Here is an 18,349-nt window from a genome sequence, read left to right as displayed (position 1 = left end):
TATGAATTATTTGTTCATACTGGGGGTTTTTTGTAGAAACTTTATAAACTGATTGCTAGTAAGTGGTTTACTGAAATAGTAACCTTGCATATATTTACAGTTATGTTTTTGCAGAAACTTAAGTTGTTTTTCGGTTTCAATTCCTTCGGCGACGACTGAAAGATTTAAAGTATTCGCGAGGGAAAGTATTGTAGAAACGATGGCTCGTTCTTCAGGACGATGATCAGCTAATTGTGTAAATTCTCTCGGTACTTTTAATGTGTCGATTGGAAAAATTGATAAATAAGCAAGAGAAGAGTATCCAGTACCGAAGTCATCAATGGAAGTTTGGATACCGTATTCTTTTAATTGCTTCAGTCTTAATAACGTTTCTTTCTCGTCAACCATTGCAATTCTTTCTGTTAACTCAAGTGTTACATATTTTGGATCGACTTGCACGTCGTTTAATATTTGTGAAATGCTTTCAATTAATTGATCTTGCCGGAACTCTTTTGCGGATAGATTAACACTTATTTTTAAATTTTGGTAGCCAAAGGTATGCCATATTTTTAATTGGAGACAAGCTTCTTGTAATACCCAATGTCCAAGTGGGACTACTTGTGGCGTCTCTTCTACAATTGGAATAAACTCACATGGTGAAATGTCACCTAATAGTGGGTGTTTCCAACGTATTAAAGCTTCAGCGCCGATAATTTTATTTGTTGTCGTATCAATTTGTGGTTGATAAACGAGATAAAATTCTTTGTTTACTAAAGCGATTGGCAAATCTTTTTCAATTCGAGCTTTTCGTTCCATTTTTTTATATAGTTCTTTCGTGTAAAGAGAGCTACCGTTTTTTCCTTTATTCTTTGCTTCGTACATGGCCATATCAGCATGCTGCAAAATGGATAGCGCATCTTCACCTGCTTCAGGATATATTGCAATTCCGATGCTCGGTGAGATTTGTAAATGTTGATTTTCGATTTCAAATGGCTCATTCATGGCCGTTACAATCCTATCAGCTATTTTTTGGACATCTGGCTTTTTTTTGTAATTCTCGATAAGGATTGTGAACTCATCCCCAGCTAGCCGCGCGAGTTTCATATTTGATGTTGCTATTCTTTCGAGCCTTTTTGCTACTGCGATGAGCAATAGGTCTCCTACTCGATGACCGAGGGTATCATTAATAACTTTAAAACGGTCTAGGTCGAGAAACATAACAGCAAAAGGCTTTTTCGATATTTTTGCTCGCGCAATTGCCTGTTCTAAATGTTGATGAAATGCACGTCGATTTGCAAGCTCTGTTAAAGTATCATGGTATGCTAGGAAATTAATTTGTTCTTGTTGTTGTTTGCTTTCTGTAATATCTTTAATCATTAAATAAACCCCAGAAATTTTCTCCTTTAAAAAGATCGGTACGGCGGTAACGTGCAAGTAGTAAATATCTCTGCTTTTATGGTAAGCCCGTATTTCTAAAGAGATAGAATACCCCTTTTTCACGCGATGAAAGGCGTTAATCATTTCTTCTAAATCTTCTTCGTATATGAGTGAATAGTAAGGCTGGTTTAATAATTCATTCGTTTGATAACCGAGTAAAGTAGTGCCAGCGTTATTTACTTTGAGAAAATTACCGTACAAATCTAATGTGAAGATTGGATCTGGATGATGCTCGTATAAAGATTTAAACATTTGTTGATTATGATAGAGTTCATTTTTCTGTTCTACTAAATCTTCTGTACGTAGTTTAATTTGTTTCTCGAGTTCTGAGTTGAATTGCATTTGAGCAAACAATAATATTTTATTTTGTTTTCGAACTAAGCTATGACGTATGAGAACGAAAGAGAAAGTTATTATAAGTCCGATTACTATAATAGGCGCAAAAACGTATTCAACTAATATAAAAACAATAAGCATTACTACCGAAATATACGGTAATGATAATCGGATTGATTCACCAATTTTAGGTGTTAGTAGTACTTGTTCTTGTTTTTCAGGCTTTTTTGTATGGAGAATACAGGCGATTGCTACTAGTACTAAGGTTACTTGATAGAAAGGAGTAACTGTAAACATAGAATACTCTGGTATGAAGTATTTTATATACGCATAAATCGCATCTGTAGTAGCATATAAAATTAAAGCACTGCCAAGAAGTGCACCGACCTTTTTAGGTAATAAGGATAGTGGTTTGAATAAAAGGTTGATTCCTATTAAGAGAAAGAGTAAATCAGCCATTGGATAGGTAAGTTGAACAAATATGTCGATATAGGATGTTGTAAAGATATGAATAGTTCGTTCAATAAGTAAGTAGTAACTTAAAGTAAATTGGGCTGTAACGATAATACAAATATCACATAGCATAAAAAGTTTTTCTAATAAATCTCGGTTATAAATGATTTCGTATAGAAAGGCAAACGTAAAGCTAACTAAAAAAAGTAAGTAAAAAAAGTCAGATGGATCAACGAACGTATAGAAGTCCTTTACAATTAAACGCTGATAGGCAACGACTATATCACCGATAAAATAAGAGAGAGCTCCAACAGATAATATGATCCAAAATAAACGAGATAGCCCTTCTTTCATGTTTGAAAAATAAAGTATATAACTACAAGCGATAATATCAATTAATAGGGTACTCGTTCCGATTAATAGCTGAAAAGAAAATGAGTATTCATATAGAAAAGGCATCGCTACATAGTGAAGCGTTATAGACAGCAATACAATGCTTATAAGAATACTTACATGTGTTTGTTTTTTCATTTATATCACCTACGGTTTCTTGAAAAGCATATATAAGTTTATATTTATTTTGCACAATTATAGCAAGTTGTAAAGATAGATTTTAATAATTCTTGTTTCTGCCTCCCAACATATCGACATAGGAATTTGAAGTTTGCTATAATGGTTAGAATAGTTGCATTATTTAGAAAAATTTAAAAATAATAATTACTGCAACTAGGACATATTGTTTACTATGTGAACTTGTTCTTAATTTAGGGGGGAGGGTTTCACAATGGCAAGTGTATATGAAAATAGTTATATGATCGTTTTGATTTTCTTGCTATTAGGTATATTGCTGCCGGTAGTGGCTCTTACATTAGGAAGGATGCTGCGCCCAAATAAACCAAGTGCAGCAAAGGCGACGACGTATGAGAGTGGAATTGAGCCTTTTCATGATGCAAATATTCGGTTTCATGCTCGTTATTATATTTTCGCTTTATTGTTTGTGATCTTTGATGTAGAAACTTTATTTTTATATCCTTGGGCTGTTGCGTATGACAAGCTAGGTTTATTTGCATTAATTGAAATGCTCATCTTTGTTGTAATGTTGCTAGTTGGATTAGCGTATGCTTGGAAAAAGAAGGTGTTACAATGGTTATAAATTTTGAGGAATTACATCCAAATGAGCGAGCAGAATTAGAACGAAATATCTTTTTTTCTACATTGGAACAGTTGAAAGGATGGGCGAGGAGCAATTCTTTATGGCCGATGACATTCGGACTGGCGTGCTGTGCAATTGAAATGATGGGAGTAGGCTCATCACATTATGATTTAGATCGATTTGGGTCATTTTTTCGGACTTCACCAAGGCAATCGGACGTCATGATTGTATCGGGAACGGTAACGAAGAAGATGGCTCCTATTGTTCGGCGCTTATATGATCAAATGCCCGAACCGAAATGGGTTATTGCGATGGGATCTTGTGCAACAGCAGGTGGTCCGTATGTAAATTCATATGCTGTTGTGAAAGGTGTAGACCAAATTGTACCAGTTGATGTGTATATTCCTGGTTGTCCCCCAAATCCAGCTGCTTTAATTTATGGAATTAATAAATTAAAAGAAAAAATTCGTTACGAAGCAAAGACCGGGAAGCAGGTGACGAATAAATGAGCAATCCAAATAAAGATTTAGAGGAGCTGAAAAAAGAAGCAGCTAGGCGTGCAAAAGAAGAAGCGAGAAAACGCCTTGTAGCGAAACACGAGGCGGAAATAAGTGAGCTTGAGGAAGAAGATCAAGAAAAAGAGAAAGCGCTACCAAAAAAAGATGATATTACTATAGAAGAAGCAAAACGACGTGCAGCAGCAGCTGCAAAAGCAAAAGCGGCGGCGTTAGCGGAGCAGAAAAGAGAAGGAACCGAGGAAGTAACGGAAGAAGAAAAAGCGAAAGCCAAGGCGAAGGCGGCAGCAGCTGCAAAAGCAAAAGCGGCAGCATTAGCGAAGCAGAAAAGAGAAGGAACCGAAGAAGTAACGGAAGAAGAAAAAGCGAAAGCCAAGGCGAAGGCAGCGGCAGCTGCCAAGGCAAAAGCGGCGGCGTTAGCGAAGCAGAAAAGAGAAGGGACAGAAGAAGTAACGGAAGAAGAAAAAGCGAAAGCCAAGGCGAAGGCGGTGGCAGCTGCAAAAGCAAAAGCGGCAGCATTGGCGAAGCAGAAAGCCTCGCAAGGTGATGGGGATTCGGGAGATGAAAAGGCAAAGGCAATTGCAACGGCAAAAGCGAAAGCAGCAGCGGCTGCAAGAGCGAAGACAAAGGGGGCTGAAGGTAAGAAAGAGGATGAGCCGAAGCAGGAAGAACTGTCCGTAAATCAGCCGTATTTAAATCAGTATGTTGAGGCTATTAGGGAGAAGTTAGGAGAGGGTGCATTAGTAGATTCCTACATTAATAAACTGTCAAAGGATGTGCCAACTCTTGTGGTGGATCCCGAAAAATATTATGAAGTGATGGAGTCACTGCGATTCCATGAGGGACTTGCTTTTGATTATATGTCAGAGCTACATGCGACGGATTTTGTGACACATATGGAAGTGTATGTTCATTTGTTTTCATATAGTAAGAAACAATCGGTAGCGGTGAAGGTAAAGCTAGACCGAGAAACGCCGCAAGTCGAATCTGTGACAGCGCTTTGGAAAGGGGCTGACTGGCCGGAGCGAGAAGCATACGATTTGCTCGGCATTATATTTAAAGGGCATCCGAATTTAACACGTATTTTAATGCCAGAGGATTGGGTAGGATATCCGCTTAGAAAAGACTATGAACCGTATGATGTGGAGGTGTAGCTATGATCCGCACGGAAGAGATGCTTTTGAATGTAGGACCTCAGCATCCGAGTACACATGGTGTGTTCAGGCTCGTAATTAAGATTGACGGGGAAATTATTAAAGAAGCTACACCTGTTATTGGGTATTTACATCGCGGGACGGAAAAGATCGCTGAGAGCTTACAGTATACGCAAATTATCCCTTATACAGATCGAATGGACTATTTATCAGCTATGACGAATAATTACGTCATTTGCCATGCTGTAGAGACGATGATGGGGCTTGAAATTCCAGAGCGTGCCGAATACTTGCGAGTACTTGCGATGGAGCTAGGAAGAATTGCCAGCCATCTCGTTTGGTGGGGGACGAATCTTCTTGATATAGGAGCGGTTAGCCCGTTTTTGTACGCGTTTCGTGAACGAGAGATGATTATAAATTTATTAAATGAATTATGCGGGGCACGGCTTACTTTTAACTATATGAGAGTTGGTGGTGTGAAGTGGGATGCGCCAGATGGTTGGATTGAAAAGGTGGAAGAGTTTGTTCCGTATATGAGAGAGCAACTGGCAGGTTATCATGATCTTGTTAGCGGTAATGAGATTTTCTTAAATCGTGTGAAAGGCGTTGGTATATATAGCGCGGAAGAAGCGATTTCGTATTCTTTAAGCGGAGCAAATTTGCGGTGCACTGGAGTAAACTGGGATCTTCGCAAAGATGAGCCGTATTCGATTTATGATCGTTTTGATTTTGATATTCCTGTTGGAAGCGTGGGAGATGCTTGGGATCGCTACGTTTGCCGAATGCAAGAAATCGAGGAGTCTTTAAAGATTGTTGAGCAAGCGGTTCAGCAGTTCCCGAAAGATGGAGCTGTGCTGGCAAAAGTACCAAAAATTATTAAGGCACCTAAGGGAGAAGCATTTGTACGTATCGAATCGCCGCGCGGAGAGATTGGGTGTTATATCGCTAGTGACGGAAAGAAAGAGCCGTACCGTTTGAAGTTTCGTAGGCCATCTTTTTATAACTTGCAAATTTTACCGAAGTTATTGAAAGGTGAAAACATCGCTAATTTAATTACGATTTTAGGTGGAGTTGATATTGTACTTGGGGAGGTTGATGGCTAATGATTGAGACGCTCTTACAATCACCTTCAAGCTGGACGAATTTCTTCATTTTTTTCGGATTAGCGGTACTTCTACTATTTGCAGTCCTTGGCTTCGTTACATATGGAATCTTGGCAGAACGGAAAGTGATGGGGTTTATGCAAGGGCGGATTGGCCCAAACCAGGTTGGAGGCCGATTTGGTTTACTGCAAACGGTAGCTGATGTTTTAAAACTATTATTGAAAGAAGATAGTATTCCGAAAGCAGCAGATAAACCGCTGTTTATATTAGCACCTGTCATTGCATTTGCACCAGCATTTATGGTGCTTGCAGTTATCCCGTTCACTGATAAATTTCAATTTGCAGATATTGGAGTCGGGTTACTTTATTATATCGCTGTTTCCGGTATTACGACGATAGGTGTTGTAACTGGGGGATGGGCATCGAATAATAAATATTCCCTTTTAGGAGGGATGCGTGCGGCGGCGCAAATGATTTCTTATGAGATTCCGCTCGTAATGAGTGTAATTGGTATCGTTTTGCTAGCTGGTAGCCTGAATTTAAATGAGATTGTAGCGGCGCAGGAGAAGGTTTGGTACATTTTCGTACAGCCAATTGGCTTCGTCGTTTTCTTAATCGCAGCAGTTGCAGAGTTAAATAGAACGCCATTCGATTTGCCAGAAGCGGAGTCAGAACTTGTTTCTGGATATCATACGGAATACTCAGGTTTTCGCTGGGCGTTTTTCATGCTTTCAGAGTACGTATATTTCTTCGGGATGGCATCGTTAATTACAGTGCTCTTTTTAGGCGGATGGAATCCAGTCATGTTTCTTGGATTTATCCCAGGTGCCGTATGGTTTGCTTTGAAATTTAGCAGTGTAGTCTTTCTATTAATTTGGTTCCGCGTTACGTTCCCGCGTATAAGAGGTGACCAGTTAATGGAGTTTGGTTGGAAAGTATTATTGCCGATTGCACTTGCAAATATTTTCTTAACGGCATTGATTAAGGAGTTATTCTTCTAATCTATGAGGGGGGTGCCAGTAAGAGATGAAAGGACTATTTAAAGGATTAAAATATACATTAAGTAATTTGAGCAAGAAGAAGGTAACGTATGATTATCCAAATCAACCGTTGCCGTTGCCAGACCGTTTTCGAGGAATTCAAAAATTTTATCCGGAGAAATGTATTGTTTGTAATCAGTGCTCTAACATTTGTCCGACAGACTGTATTCAGTTAACAGGAAAGAAACATCCGGATCCTACGAAAAAAGGAAAAATTATCGACACGTATGATATTAATTTTGAAATTTGTATTCTTTGTGATTTATGTACAGAAGTTTGTCCGACAGAGGCAATTGTCATGACAAATAACTTTGAACTCGCGGAATATTCACGTGATGACTTATTTAAAAATTTGCAGTGGCTTGACGAAAACGACGAAAACGTCAGGAAGGAGAACAAGGCATGAATGGCGAGTTTGTAGCATTCTTTATACTATCCTTGTCTGCAATTATCGGCGGTGTTCTTATGTTGAACTTAACGAAAGTTATGCACATGATGCTAGCTCTCGTTCTGACATTTCTCAGCATTGCAGGTTTGTATTTTCTTTTATCAGCTGAATTTATAGGCGTTGCACAAATTTTACTTTACTCTGGTGCAATCACAATTATTATGATTTTCGGCATTATGTTAACGCAACATAACGCAGAAAATGAATCGCGTCTTACTCTTCGAAAATGGATTATCTTCTTTGCGGTTGTAGTATTTGGGGCAGTTATGTATTTCGCTGTTAACAATATTGATTTTGCAAATGAAAGCACACAAGGAAGTTTACCTCTCCATGAAAAAAACACACTTCAAATCGGTACACTTCTCTATTCAAAATATATTATCCCATTTGAACTAACTTCAGTTATTTTACTTGTAGCACTCGTTGGCGCGATTGTACTTGCGAAAAAGGATGAGAAAGAGGAGGATTCCAATGAGTAGCGTTCCAGCTTCTGCATATTTAACACTTGCGATTATTTTGTTTTGCATCGGTCTATTTGGAGCTTTAACAAAGCGGAATACAGTAATCGTATTAGTTTGTATCGAATTAATGCTGAATGCTGCCAATTTAAACTTAGTGGCGTTTAGTAAATTAGGCTTATTTCCGAATTTAACAGGTCAAATTTTCTCACTGTTTACGATGGCTGTAGCGGCAGCGGAAGCGGCGGTAGGACTCGCTATTTTAATTGCTTTATATCGTAATCGTACGACAGTTCAGGTGGATGAAATGGATACGCTTAAAGGATAGCATTGTGACCGAAAAAGGGGGAAGGAAACAATGATCGATTATGCATGGCTCATACCGCTTTTCCCACTCGTTTCGTTTTTGTTACTTATTATATTCGGGAAGAAAATTAGAGAAGGAAGTAGCGTACTTAGTATTTTTTTCGTCTTTCTCTCCTTTATACTTGCGGTACTTGTGTTAATAGAAAGGTTTTCAGAAGCAAGCGTGAAGCATAAGTGGGTGTGGCTTAGAGCTGGAGATGTGGATATATCATTCGGCTTTGAAGTGACTGCATTAGGAGCTTTAATGTTATTTATCGTGACGCTTGTGAGTCTACTTGTACATGTGTATTCGAAAGGTTATATGAAAGGTGATGAACGATTACCAACCTTTTACGCATATTTAGGACTCTTTACATTTGCGATGTTAGGGCTTGTTATATCAACGAATTTATTACAGCTTTATATATTTTGGGAATTAGTTGGCCTTGGTTCATTTTTACTTATCGGTTTTTATTTCTTTAAAGAAGAAGCGAAGGCTGCTGCAAAAAAGGCTTTTATTATGACCCGTATTGGGGATGTTGGTTTATTTATCGGGATGATTTTAATTTTTTGGTACGCAGGTAGTTTTGAATATGACGCAATATTTAGGGCGATTTATACAGGGGATTTACCTCCTTACATGATTACAATAACAGCGATATTAATTTTTATCGGGGCGATGGGGAAATCAGGTCAGTTCCCGCTTCATACGTGGTTGCCAGATGCAATGGAGGGGCCAACGCCCGTTTCGGCACTTATTCACGCGGCGACGATGGTCGCAGCTGGCGTATATTTAGTAGCGACGATGTTTCCTCTGTTTTCAGCAAGTACAGTGGCGATGCAGACAGTGGCAATCGTTGGAGCTTTCACTGCAATCTTTGCGGCCTCTATCGGTCTTGTGCAAACAGATATAAAGAGGGTGCTTGCTTATTCTACAGTTAGCCAGCTCGGGTATATGATGCTCGCGTTAGGTTCTGCCGGTTATGTAGCTGGTATATTCCATTTAACGACACACGCTTTTTTTAAAGCACTACTATTTTTGGCGGCAGGAAGTGTAATTCATGCTGTGCATACGCAAAACATTAATAAAATGGGCGGTTTACAGAAGAAGATGAAAGTAACTGGTACGCTATTTTTAATAGGTACCCTTGCCATTAGCGGTGTTCCGCTGCTTTCCGGTTTTTTCAGCAAAGATGAAATTTTAGCGGCGACGTGGATGAATGGCAATTACGTTTTATTTACTTTAGCAGTAATTGCGGCGTTTTTAACAGCGTTTTATATGTTCCGCCTTTACTTTCTTGTCTTTACTGGAGAAACGAAGACGAAGGAAGAAGTGCATGAATCGCCTCGCGTTATGACGTATCCAATGATTGTTCTCGGCGTTCTTGCGGTAGTGGCAGGATATATAAATACACCATGGTTTGGGACATTTCTCGGAGATTGGTTGACGAAAGATGTAGGGTTTAAGGTTGAAGAAGCGCATGGACCAGTTTGGATTATGATTGTTGCGACACTCGTTTCATTTGCGGGAATCGCTCTTGCATATTTCATATATGGCAAGAAATCAATTTCTAGAGATTGGGCTGGGGGTACGGAAACATCTCTTTATAATCTTTTGAAAGAAAAATATTATGTGGATGAACTATACAACATGACGGTGATCCCTATTACGAAAGGAATCGCTCATGTGCTTCGCTTATTTGAAGTGTATGTAGTCGAAGGAATTGCAGTTTTAATTGGAAGTGTAGTTAAAGGCACAAGTAATCTTGGATCGAAACTTCAAAACGGGAATGTACAAGTGTACGGTACTGTAACGGCGGTTTCGCTCGCTGTACTCGTCATTATTTTGCTCTATACGGGAGGGGATTTACGATGAATGATTTGTTGTTAACGTTCTTCATTTTTTCCCCGCTTTTAGGAATTTTATTGCTTGTATTAACACCGAAAAAGGAATTGCGTACAGTGCGGGCGCTTGGCTTATTTGGGACGGCACTTCCATTTGGAATCGCTATCGTCCTCGCTTGTACATATGCTTCTGGAAAGAATTTGTCCCTATTTGATGAAAAGGTGAAATGGATTAAGTTCGGCGATTTTACAGCGGTGGATAAAAGGTGGTTTTCTATTTATTACGAGCTCGGTATTGATGGTTTGTCGCTTGTCATGATGGTACTGACGGCTCTTCTAGCGATGCTTGCAGCAATTGCAGCCTTTTCTATTAAAAGAAATTTAAAAGCATTTTATATGCTATTACTCATGCTAGAAATAGGAATGCTCGGTGTCTTTGCTGCTCAAAATTTAATGTTGTTTTTTATCTTCTTTGAAATTACGTTGCCACCAATGTTCTTATTAATTGGAAAGTGGGGGAAATTGTCGAGTGAAAAGGCTGCGTATAGTTATTTAATATATAACGGTATTGGCTCAGCTATTTTGCTCATTGTTTTCTCAATTTTGTTCGCGAAAACAGGTACAACAAATATTGTGGAGCTGAAAGAGATATTAAGAAGCATAAACGCAGAGGGAGTACTCGTCATCCCAAGTAGTTTGCAGCTTAGTGTATTTATTGCCATAATGATTTCCTTTGCAATTAAACTACCTGTTTTTCCGTTGCACCGCTGGATGGTCAATGTACACATAGAAGCGCATCCAGCTGTAGTTATGCTTCATGCGGGTGTTTTGCTGAAGATTGGAGCGTACGGTATTATTCGCTTCGGGAAAGGGCTATTCCCGGAATATTTTCACGATGTTGCAACACTAATTGCGATATTAGGCGTAATTAATTTATTATACGGTGCCTTTTTAGCGCTCATCCAAACGGACTTTAGGAAAGTACTGGCTTACTCTAGTATTTCGCATATGGGAATTGTGTTAATGGGACTTGCGTCACTTAATGCACCTGGTACACAAGGAGCGCTATTCCAAGTTGTATCACATGGTTTAATTGCAGCCTTGCTATTCTTTCTACTGGGTGTTATAGAACAACGATTTGGAACTTCGGATATTACGGTGCTAGGCGGACTTGCGAAAAGTGTACCGATACTTAGCGGATTCTTTTTAGCAGGAGGAATGGCATCGCTTGGATTACCAGGGATGTCTGGGTTTGTTAGTGAATTTCTTGCCTTTCTCGGTTTATTTCAAGGAGAGCCCGTCATTGCTGCAGTCGGTGTGATTGGCATCATTTTAACCGCTGTATATGTATTAAGGGCGACACTTCAAGTGACATTTGGAAAGAAAGAGTGGGAAGCAAAATCTGATATACACGGATGGGAGTATGTCCCTGTTTTACTACTTATCTTTTGTATTATTGCAATTGGAGTTATGCCAGAGTTACTAGGGGATCCGCTTCAAAATACATTGAAAACATTGGGGGTGAAGTAGGATGGATATGAATACGTTACTTAGCTTATCGTGGCATCTAATGGTGCCAGAATTTATTATTCTCGGCGCCGCCATCCTTCTTTCCATATGTGATTTGTTTTTTAAGCTGAACCATAGATATGTAGCTCTTGGTGCGATTGCTGCTATCGTATTAGCAATCGTGTCATTAATTACCCTATATAGCGAACCAGCAGGAGATATTTTAAATGGATCGTTTGTGTTAGATGGATTTTCAAAAGGGTTTAAAACGTTGCTATTAGGTGCCTCAGCCCTCATTTTATGCACCGCAATGAGCGATGATAAGAAGAATCCAATTGAAGATAAGGGTGAATATTATTACTTATTTTTAATGGCACTTCTTGGTGCGATGTTCATGGCTTCTAGTGTTGATTTCATTACCCTTTTCGTTGGTTTGGAGTTACTTTCACTTTCTTCTTATATTTTAGTAGGAATACGAAAAAAGAGCCGTGCATCAAATGAAGCGGCAATGAAATACGTCATTAGCGGAGGAATTGGAACGGCGATTACGCTCTTCGGAATGAGTTATTTATACGGTATTACAGGTTCAACTAACATTGTAGATATGCAAAAGGTACTCACTGGGGAACTCGCTAGTGGTATTCAGTTATTGTTAGCTCTCGCATTTCTTTTATTGCTAGTTGGTCTCTCATTTAAAATTGCCACAGTGCCGTTTCATATGTGGGCACCTGATGTATATGAAGGAGCGGCTACACCAGTTACTGCTTTTCTTGGAACGATTTCTAAAATTGCTGGTTTCCTACTCATTATTCGTTTGTTCCTTATGGTTTTTGCAAGTGTATTAATACAAGGAGATATGCAATCTTTATATGGGCATATGAGTATATATATTGCGGTGCTAGCAAGTATTACGATGATTGTTGGGAATGTAGTCGCGTTAAAACAATACAATATAAAGCGTTTATTTGCTTATTCGGGCATTGCTCATGCAGGGTATTTACTCGTTCCACTTGTGGCATTATCACCATTTACGATGGATAGCATGTGGTTTTATATGCTGGCATACATGCTTATGAATATAGGTGCATTTGCTATCATCCACGGCTTAATCTTACAAAATGATGAGGAAAATATAACGATTTTCACAGGTTTATATAAAAGGTCGCCATTTGCAGCGATTATGATGACAATTTTTATTTTATCGTTGGCTGGGATACCAGGAACGGCTGGCTTCATTGGAAAGATTAATATCTTTTTAGGCGCGCTTCATGTAGAGCCAGCACATTACGTACTAGCTTCGATTATGATGGGTACGACAGTTGTTTCATTCGTATATTATTTCCGTATTTTACAACAAATGTTTTTCCGCACAGGAGAGACAGAAGAGAGAATACGGTTACCGTTAAATATAAAGGTTGTTATGAGTCTTTGTGCAATTTCGATTGTAATACTAGGGATTATGCCGATGATTGGGTACAATTTCTTTTATGAATATTTTCCATTAATGAAAGATTTCTTCTTCTTAGGGAACGTGGTACAATAGTGAAAATAAAAGGTGTGGAGTCAGTACTCTGCGCTTTTTATTTTGTGTTAACTTGTAATGTAGATATACGTTTTTGGAAAGAAAATCACGATGTAAAATGTAAGATGTCTATGTGCATTTGAAAAAGTGTAGCTCCTACTTATTATGGTATCGTTTTTATATTCTTTCATAAGTAGTAGCTGAGTAAAAAGGGGTCGATTTTTTGGCACAACTTTTAGGGCAACAAGCACTGATTGCCATTGTTTCGCATTTATTGTTTATTACCATTACGTGGTGGGCCTTACAAGGCATTCACATTGAGCGTTTAATGAAGTCCGGAAAAGTGCTGCAGACGCGAGTATTACTCATCTTAATTACAATTGCAATTGGGACATCTGTAAGTAACTTTTTCCTTGATTATTTAGGCTATTCGAAGAGTTTAACGTATTTAGTAAAGTAAGTGTATAGAACCTCAAATCTCCGTTAACAATGGGGATAGGAGGGGATGAAATTGAAGCTTAAAGCCATTCTTATTGTTGCACTTAGTGTTGTTTTATTTTTGGTTGGATATAGAGAGATGAAACCGATAAGCGATGAACAGAAAATGGAGAGCATGATCAAGGCTTTAGAGAAAAATGATGCTAAAGTAGAAAAATGGTCATGGTTAGCGAGAGAAACAAAAACAATTTCTAACATACATACGTTTCAAAAGTTGTTAAACGATGTGAAGGAAAAGGCAAATATTCAAAAGTGGGAAGTAGAGCAATCTCCAGATGGATATAAAGCTACATCCTATAAAAAGCTTTCTTCTTATGAAGAACGAGTAGTAGTAACTTGGAGTAAAGAAAATACTAAAGAAAACACTTTCATTATCTTTGAAGTAAGTGGGGCGAAATGGGACCCGAAGTATGTTCAAAACATGAATAAAATTTTTAGTGAAAAACCTATAATTTACACTTGTGTTCAAGGTGTACTGAATGATAAGATTGAAGGTGTTTTGCAAAATAAAACCAATCAGGTTTTGAAAGATCTTTCAGCAAGAGCGATCGAACAAGTAGAAGAAAGAGCATTTGTGTCAGTCTCCGCATACAATAAAAAGTGGGATGACGCTCTTTCAACAAATAGAGAGAAAATAAATGTGCAAATAGCAATACGTTCTACAGACAACAAAGATACAATTGTGGTTGGCACACCGATCATAACTTCTGAGTATTGAGTGAATAGATACTGAAAAAAGGACACGGAGGGGAATAATTTGGAAAAGATCATCGTCCGTGGCGGAAAGCGGTTAAACGGCACAGTGCGTGTTGAGGGCGCAAAAAATGCTGTATTACCTATAATCGCTGCAGCCCTATTAGCGAGTGATGGAAAGAATGTACTATCTGAAGTACCAGTTTTGTCTGATGTATACACAATTAATGAGGTATTACGTCATTTAAATGCTGAAGTCGTATTTGAAAATAATCAAGTAACAATCGATTCTTCTAAAGAACTAAACATTGAAGCACCATTTGAATATGTACGTAAAATGCGTGCATCTGTTCAAGTAATGGGACCATTATTAGCACGTAACGGTCGTGCTCGTATTGCACTTCCTGGTGGATGTGCAATTGGTTCACGTCCAATTGACCAACATTTAAAAGGCTTCGAAGCAATGGGAGCAAAAGTACAGGTTGGTAACGGTTTTGTTGAGGCATATGTTGAGGGAGAACTAAAAGGAGCTAAAATCTACTTAGACTTCCCAAGCGTAGGCGCGACAGAAAACATTATGTCTGCAGCTACATTAGCAAAAGGGACAACAATTCTTGAAAACGCAGCGAAAGAACCAGAAATCGTTGACTTAGCTAACTTCTTAAATGCGATGGGAGCAAAAGTACGCGGAGCTGGAACTGGAACGATTCGTATCGAAGGCGTTGATAAATTATATGGTGCAAACCACTCTATTATTCCTGACCGTATTGAAGCGGGAACATTCATGGTTGCAGCAGCAATTACTGGTGGAGACATCTTAATTGAAAATGCTGTACCTGAACATTTACGCTCAATTACAGCGAAAATGGAAGAAATGGGTGTTAAAATTATTGAGGAAAACGAAGGTGTACGTGTTATCGGCCCAGATAAGTTAAAAGCGGTTGATATTAAAACTATGCCTCACCCAGGTTTCCCAACAGACATGCAATCACAAATGATGGCATTATTACTACAAGCTGATGGAACAAGCATGATTACAGAAACGGTATTCGAAAACCGCTTTATGCACGTTGAAGAATTCCGTCGTATGAATGCTGATATTAAAATTGAAGGTCGTTCTGTTATTATGAACGGTCCAAACAGCTTACAAGGTGCTGAAGTAGCAGCAACTGACTTACGTGCTGCAGCTGCATTAATCTTAGCTGGTTTAGTATCAGAAGGTTATACTCGTGTAACTGAGTTAAAACATCTTGACCGTGGCTATGTAAACTTCCATAAGAAATTAGCTGCATTAGGTGCAACTATTGAACGTGTAAACGAAAAAGTAGAAGAAGTGAAAGAACAAGAAGTTTCTGATCTTCACGCTTAATTGAAATAGTCTCTATGTCTTTTGACATAGGGGCTATTTTTTTGGGTTATTACTGTTATAGTCAATAAATTCTATACTTATGCACGTACCAGTAAAAATATTTAGAAAATTTCTGTTTTATACTCTTCCCCTTAAGTATGTTCTAAAAGAAAGAGTTGTTCCATAAGAATGAATGGAGTAAAGCTTTTATATTGGGGGAAAATAGGATGAAATTTTCAAAGCCACTTTTTATTACAGTAGCGCTCTTAATAGCGCTCGTTATCATTGTACCTGCAGCCCTTGTTATTCCATTTGCGAAAGCAAAAGTAGAGGAAGAAACGGCCTCTAAAACTCCTCCAGCGATAGAAAGCATACCAGCTCCAGGAAAAGTAGATACAGCTGTTCAAGTTGCTGTATATCGCGAAAAACAGAAGAAGGTAGAAACATTACCAGTGGAGGAGTATGTGACAGGTGTAGTAGCTTCTGAGATGAATGCCAGTTTTGAAATAGAGGCACTAAAGGCGCAGGCATTAGCAGCGAGAACATTTGTAGTACAACGTATGCTAAGCGGAGGAAAGAAAAATAATGCGGACGTGACAGATACGGTGAAAGATCAAGTGTACAAAAGCAAAGATGAATTGAAGAAGCAATGGGGTAATAACTACGAAAATAATTTGAAGAAAATCGAAGAAGCCGTTTCGAAAACAGCAGGACAAGTTTTAACGTATGATGGAAAACCAATTTCAGCATCCTTCTTTTCAACGAGTAATGGCCGAACAGAAAATGCAGCTGACTATTGGGGAAATGATTATCCGTACTTGAAAAGTGTAGATAGTCCGTGGGATCAAGCCTCTCCAAAGTTTACGAGCGAGCAAACATTTACAGTAGCTGATTTTCAAAAACGTCTCGGTGTGAAAGTGCTAGCAGACGGGAAGGTTGGAAATATTAAAGACCTTACGGAAGGAAAGCGCGTAAAGGATGTAGCTTTTCAAGGAAAAACATTAACAGGAAAAGAAGTTCGTGAAAAGTTAGATTTACGTTCTTCTGATTTCACGTGGAAACAACAAGGAGATAAAATCATCGTTACAACGAAAGGCTTCGGTCACGGCGTTGGTATGAGTCAATACGGGGCGAACGGCATGGCAGCGGAAGGAAAGAAATATACAGATATCGTCGCTCATTACTATAAAGGCGTTGAAATAAAGACGATGAATGATTATGAAGGAAAACTGATGGTGAAGAAATAGGTGCAGAACTCTGGCACCTATTTTTTTCTGTTTAAAATATCATAATTTTCCATTAATTGTTTGATATAATAGGATAAAAAGGCATTTGGGGGAGATGAAATGGCGTTACTAGAGTTGAAACAGTTAGGGAAGACGAACCAGTTACCGGAAATTGAGCTAAAGGTTGAAAAAGGACAATGTATTGTTTTGCAATGCAATAATCATACAGCTAAAGTGTTACACCGCATTATTATTGGTGAAGAAGAAGCTTCAACTGGCAACGTACTGTTTGAAGGGGAAGCAATTGGAAAGAAAAATTATTTCCGCATCGGCTTTTGTTTTTTGAAAGATGAAGCATATGATCGTTTGAAGGTGAAGGAATACTTTAAGTTTCTATTAGGACTTTATGAATCAAAGGTAAGTATAGAAGAAGTCGTACAGTATGTTGGTCTCCTAGATAAACTAAACGTTAAAATAGAAAAATTGTCATTTTCAGAGAAGCGCCGTCTTCATATAGGACGAATTATGATTCATAATCCGGATTTAATCATTTTGGAAGAACCGGAGCAAAATGTAGATATAGAGAGTACGGTTATTATTCGAAAAGCAATTATGAAAATGAAAGAACAAGGAAAGGCAATTTTTATTACGTCATCTTTCCTATCGGATGCCCTTTCGTTAACAGAGGATGTATACATATTAAACAACGATGGTGTGAAAAAAGTAGAAATTGAACAAGAGGAAGTGGAAGAAGTCGATGAAGAGAAGGTCGTTCAAATAATTCCGCAAATGAAGTTAGAAAGAATACCTGCGAAAGTGAACGATAAAATCATTTTACTTGATCCGATGGAAATCCATTTCATTGAAACACAAAACGGAGTAACACATATTCACGTTCGTGAAGGAGATTTCGTATGCGCTTTAACATTAGGTGAACTAGAAGCAAGGTTAACAGGTTTTGGTTTCTTTAGATGTCATCGCTCGTACCTTGTGAATTTACAAAGAGTGCGAGAAGTGATTACTTGGACTCGTAACAGTTTTAGCTTAATTTTAGATGACGAAAGAAAAAGTTCAATCCCGCTTTCAAAAGGACGAATGGATGAATTAAAAGGTGTTATTGGACTATAAAAGTGCTCCAATAAGCTCAACATGCGATTCATTCACCGGTAAAAATACTCCTTTTACCGGTATTTTAATGCGCCTACCCTTTGTTTTTCATATGATTGAGTCAAGAAAAGCGAAACAAACGAACGAAAAGCGCTAAAGCGACTTTCATCTATAAAGAAG

17 protein-coding genes are annotated in these 18,349 nt (G+C 38.4%); 16 read left to right on the top strand and 1 reads right to left on the bottom strand.

Annotated features, from left to right (window positions below):
• Positions 1 to 6 precede the first annotated feature (6 nt).
• Positions 7 to 2,736, bottom strand: coding sequence for an EAL domain-containing protein (locus tag ACTFR8_RS21825; protein ID WP_000745004.1), 2,730 nt, complete (start codon positions 2,734 to 2,736; stop codon positions 7 to 9).
• A 253-nt stretch (positions 2,737 to 2,989) separates the two neighbouring features.
• Here ACTFR8_RS21825 and nuoA point away from each other — a divergent pair, with 253 nt between their 5' ends.
• From nuoA to ACTFR8_RS21745, 16 genes are all read left to right on the top strand, one after another.
• Positions 2,990 to 3,358: an NADH-quinone oxidoreductase subunit NuoA gene (nuoA, locus tag ACTFR8_RS21820; RefSeq protein WP_000179273.1), complete on the top strand. Its 369-nt coding sequence runs from the start codon at positions 2,990 to 2,992 to the stop codon at positions 3,356 to 3,358.
• Entirely contained in the window at positions 3,349 to 3,867 is a 519-nt protein-coding gene (gene nuoB, locus ACTFR8_RS21815; RefSeq protein WP_000236331.1) for an NADH-quinone oxidoreductase subunit NuoB, read from the top strand. The genes nuoA and nuoB overlap by 10 nt, the downstream gene beginning before the upstream one ends.
• Positions 3,864 to 5,027: an NADH-quinone oxidoreductase subunit C gene (locus ACTFR8_RS21810; RefSeq protein ID WP_044585023.1), complete on the top strand. Its 1,164-nt coding sequence runs from the start codon at positions 3,864 to 3,866 to the stop codon at positions 5,025 to 5,027. Before nuoB ends, ACTFR8_RS21810 begins: the two co-directional genes overlap by 4 nt.
• Positions 5,028 to 5,029: 2 nt before the next feature.
• Complete coding sequence (gene nuoD / locus ACTFR8_RS21805; protein ID WP_000621434.1) at positions 5,030 to 6,130, top strand: NADH-quinone oxidoreductase subunit NuoD; 1,101 nt, start codon at positions 5,030 to 5,032, stop codon at positions 6,128 to 6,130.
• Entirely contained in the window at positions 6,130 to 7,131 is a 1,002-nt protein-coding gene (gene nuoH, locus ACTFR8_RS21800) for an NADH-quinone oxidoreductase subunit NuoH (RefSeq protein ID WP_000573426.1), read from the top strand. The genes nuoD and nuoH overlap by 1 nt, the downstream gene beginning before the upstream one ends.
• Before the next feature lie 25 nt (positions 7,132 to 7,156).
• Positions 7,157 to 7,576 (top strand): NADH-quinone oxidoreductase subunit NuoI, encoded by a 420-nt coding sequence (gene nuoI, locus ACTFR8_RS21795; protein ID WP_000677191.1) that lies wholly within the window; start codon positions 7,157 to 7,159, stop codon positions 7,574 to 7,576.
• Entirely contained in the window at positions 7,573 to 8,097 is a 525-nt protein-coding gene (locus ACTFR8_RS21790; RefSeq protein ID WP_098536827.1) for an NADH-quinone oxidoreductase subunit J, read from the top strand. Before nuoI ends, ACTFR8_RS21790 begins: the two co-directional genes overlap by 4 nt.
• On the top strand, positions 8,090 to 8,404 hold the full coding sequence (nuoK, locus tag ACTFR8_RS21785) for an NADH-quinone oxidoreductase subunit NuoK (RefSeq protein ID WP_000100079.1): 315 nt from the start codon (positions 8,090 to 8,092) through the stop codon (positions 8,402 to 8,404). Before ACTFR8_RS21790 ends, nuoK begins: the two co-directional genes overlap by 8 nt.
• Before the next feature lie 30 nt (positions 8,405 to 8,434).
• Positions 8,435 to 10,297 carry an NADH-quinone oxidoreductase subunit L gene (nuoL, locus tag ACTFR8_RS21780; protein ID WP_000568224.1) on the top strand — a complete coding sequence of 621 codons (1,863 nt, stop codon included), beginning with the start codon at positions 8,435 to 8,437 and terminating at the stop codon, positions 10,295 to 10,297.
• Complete coding sequence (locus tag ACTFR8_RS21775; RefSeq protein WP_100619727.1) at positions 10,294 to 11,796, top strand: NADH-quinone oxidoreductase subunit M; 1,503 nt, start codon at positions 10,294 to 10,296, stop codon at positions 11,794 to 11,796. The genes nuoL and ACTFR8_RS21775 overlap by 4 nt, the downstream gene beginning before the upstream one ends.
• 7 nt (positions 11,797 to 11,803) lie before the next feature.
• Complete coding sequence (gene nuoN / locus ACTFR8_RS21770; RefSeq protein ID WP_033668383.1) at positions 11,804 to 13,318, top strand: NADH-quinone oxidoreductase subunit NuoN; 1,515 nt, start codon at positions 11,804 to 11,806, stop codon at positions 13,316 to 13,318.
• Between the two features lie 202 nt (positions 13,319 to 13,520).
• The gene (locus ACTFR8_RS21765; protein WP_000057889.1) at positions 13,521 to 13,757 is read left to right on the top strand and encodes a DUF1146 family protein; all 237 of its coding nucleotides are present in this window, start codon (positions 13,521 to 13,523) and stop codon (positions 13,755 to 13,757) included.
• A 51-nt stretch (positions 13,758 to 13,808) separates the two neighbouring features.
• Positions 13,809 to 14,513 (top strand): YwmB family TATA-box binding protein, encoded by a 705-nt coding sequence (locus tag ACTFR8_RS21760; protein ID WP_000767916.1) that lies wholly within the window; start codon positions 13,809 to 13,811, stop codon positions 14,511 to 14,513.
• A 39-nt stretch (positions 14,514 to 14,552) separates the two neighbouring features.
• The gene (murA, locus tag ACTFR8_RS21755) at positions 14,553 to 15,857 is read left to right on the top strand and encodes a UDP-N-acetylglucosamine 1-carboxyvinyltransferase (RefSeq protein WP_000411274.1); all 1,305 of its coding nucleotides are present in this window, start codon (positions 14,553 to 14,555) and stop codon (positions 15,855 to 15,857) included.
• A gap of 206 nt (positions 15,858 to 16,063) precedes the next feature.
• On the top strand, positions 16,064 to 17,083 hold the full coding sequence (gene spoIID, locus ACTFR8_RS21750) for a stage II sporulation protein D (protein ID WP_252209739.1): 1,020 nt from the start codon (positions 16,064 to 16,066) through the stop codon (positions 17,081 to 17,083).
• A 99-nt stretch (positions 17,084 to 17,182) separates the two neighbouring features.
• Positions 17,183 to 18,190, top strand: coding sequence for a LytTR family transcriptional regulator DNA-binding domain-containing protein (locus ACTFR8_RS21745; RefSeq protein ID WP_053513724.1), 1,008 nt, complete (start codon positions 17,183 to 17,185; stop codon positions 18,188 to 18,190).
• The last annotated feature ends 159 nt before the right edge of the window (positions 18,191 to 18,349 follow it).

The sequence above is a fragment of the Bacillus cereus group sp. MYBK15-3 genome, from assembly GCF_051916765.1.
GTDB lineage: Bacteria > Bacillota > Bacilli > Bacillales > Bacillaceae_G > Bacillus_A > Bacillus_A cereus.
The sequence above is the reverse complement of the archived record's forward strand: the minus strand, read 5'-3'. Positions and strand labels throughout refer to the sequence as shown.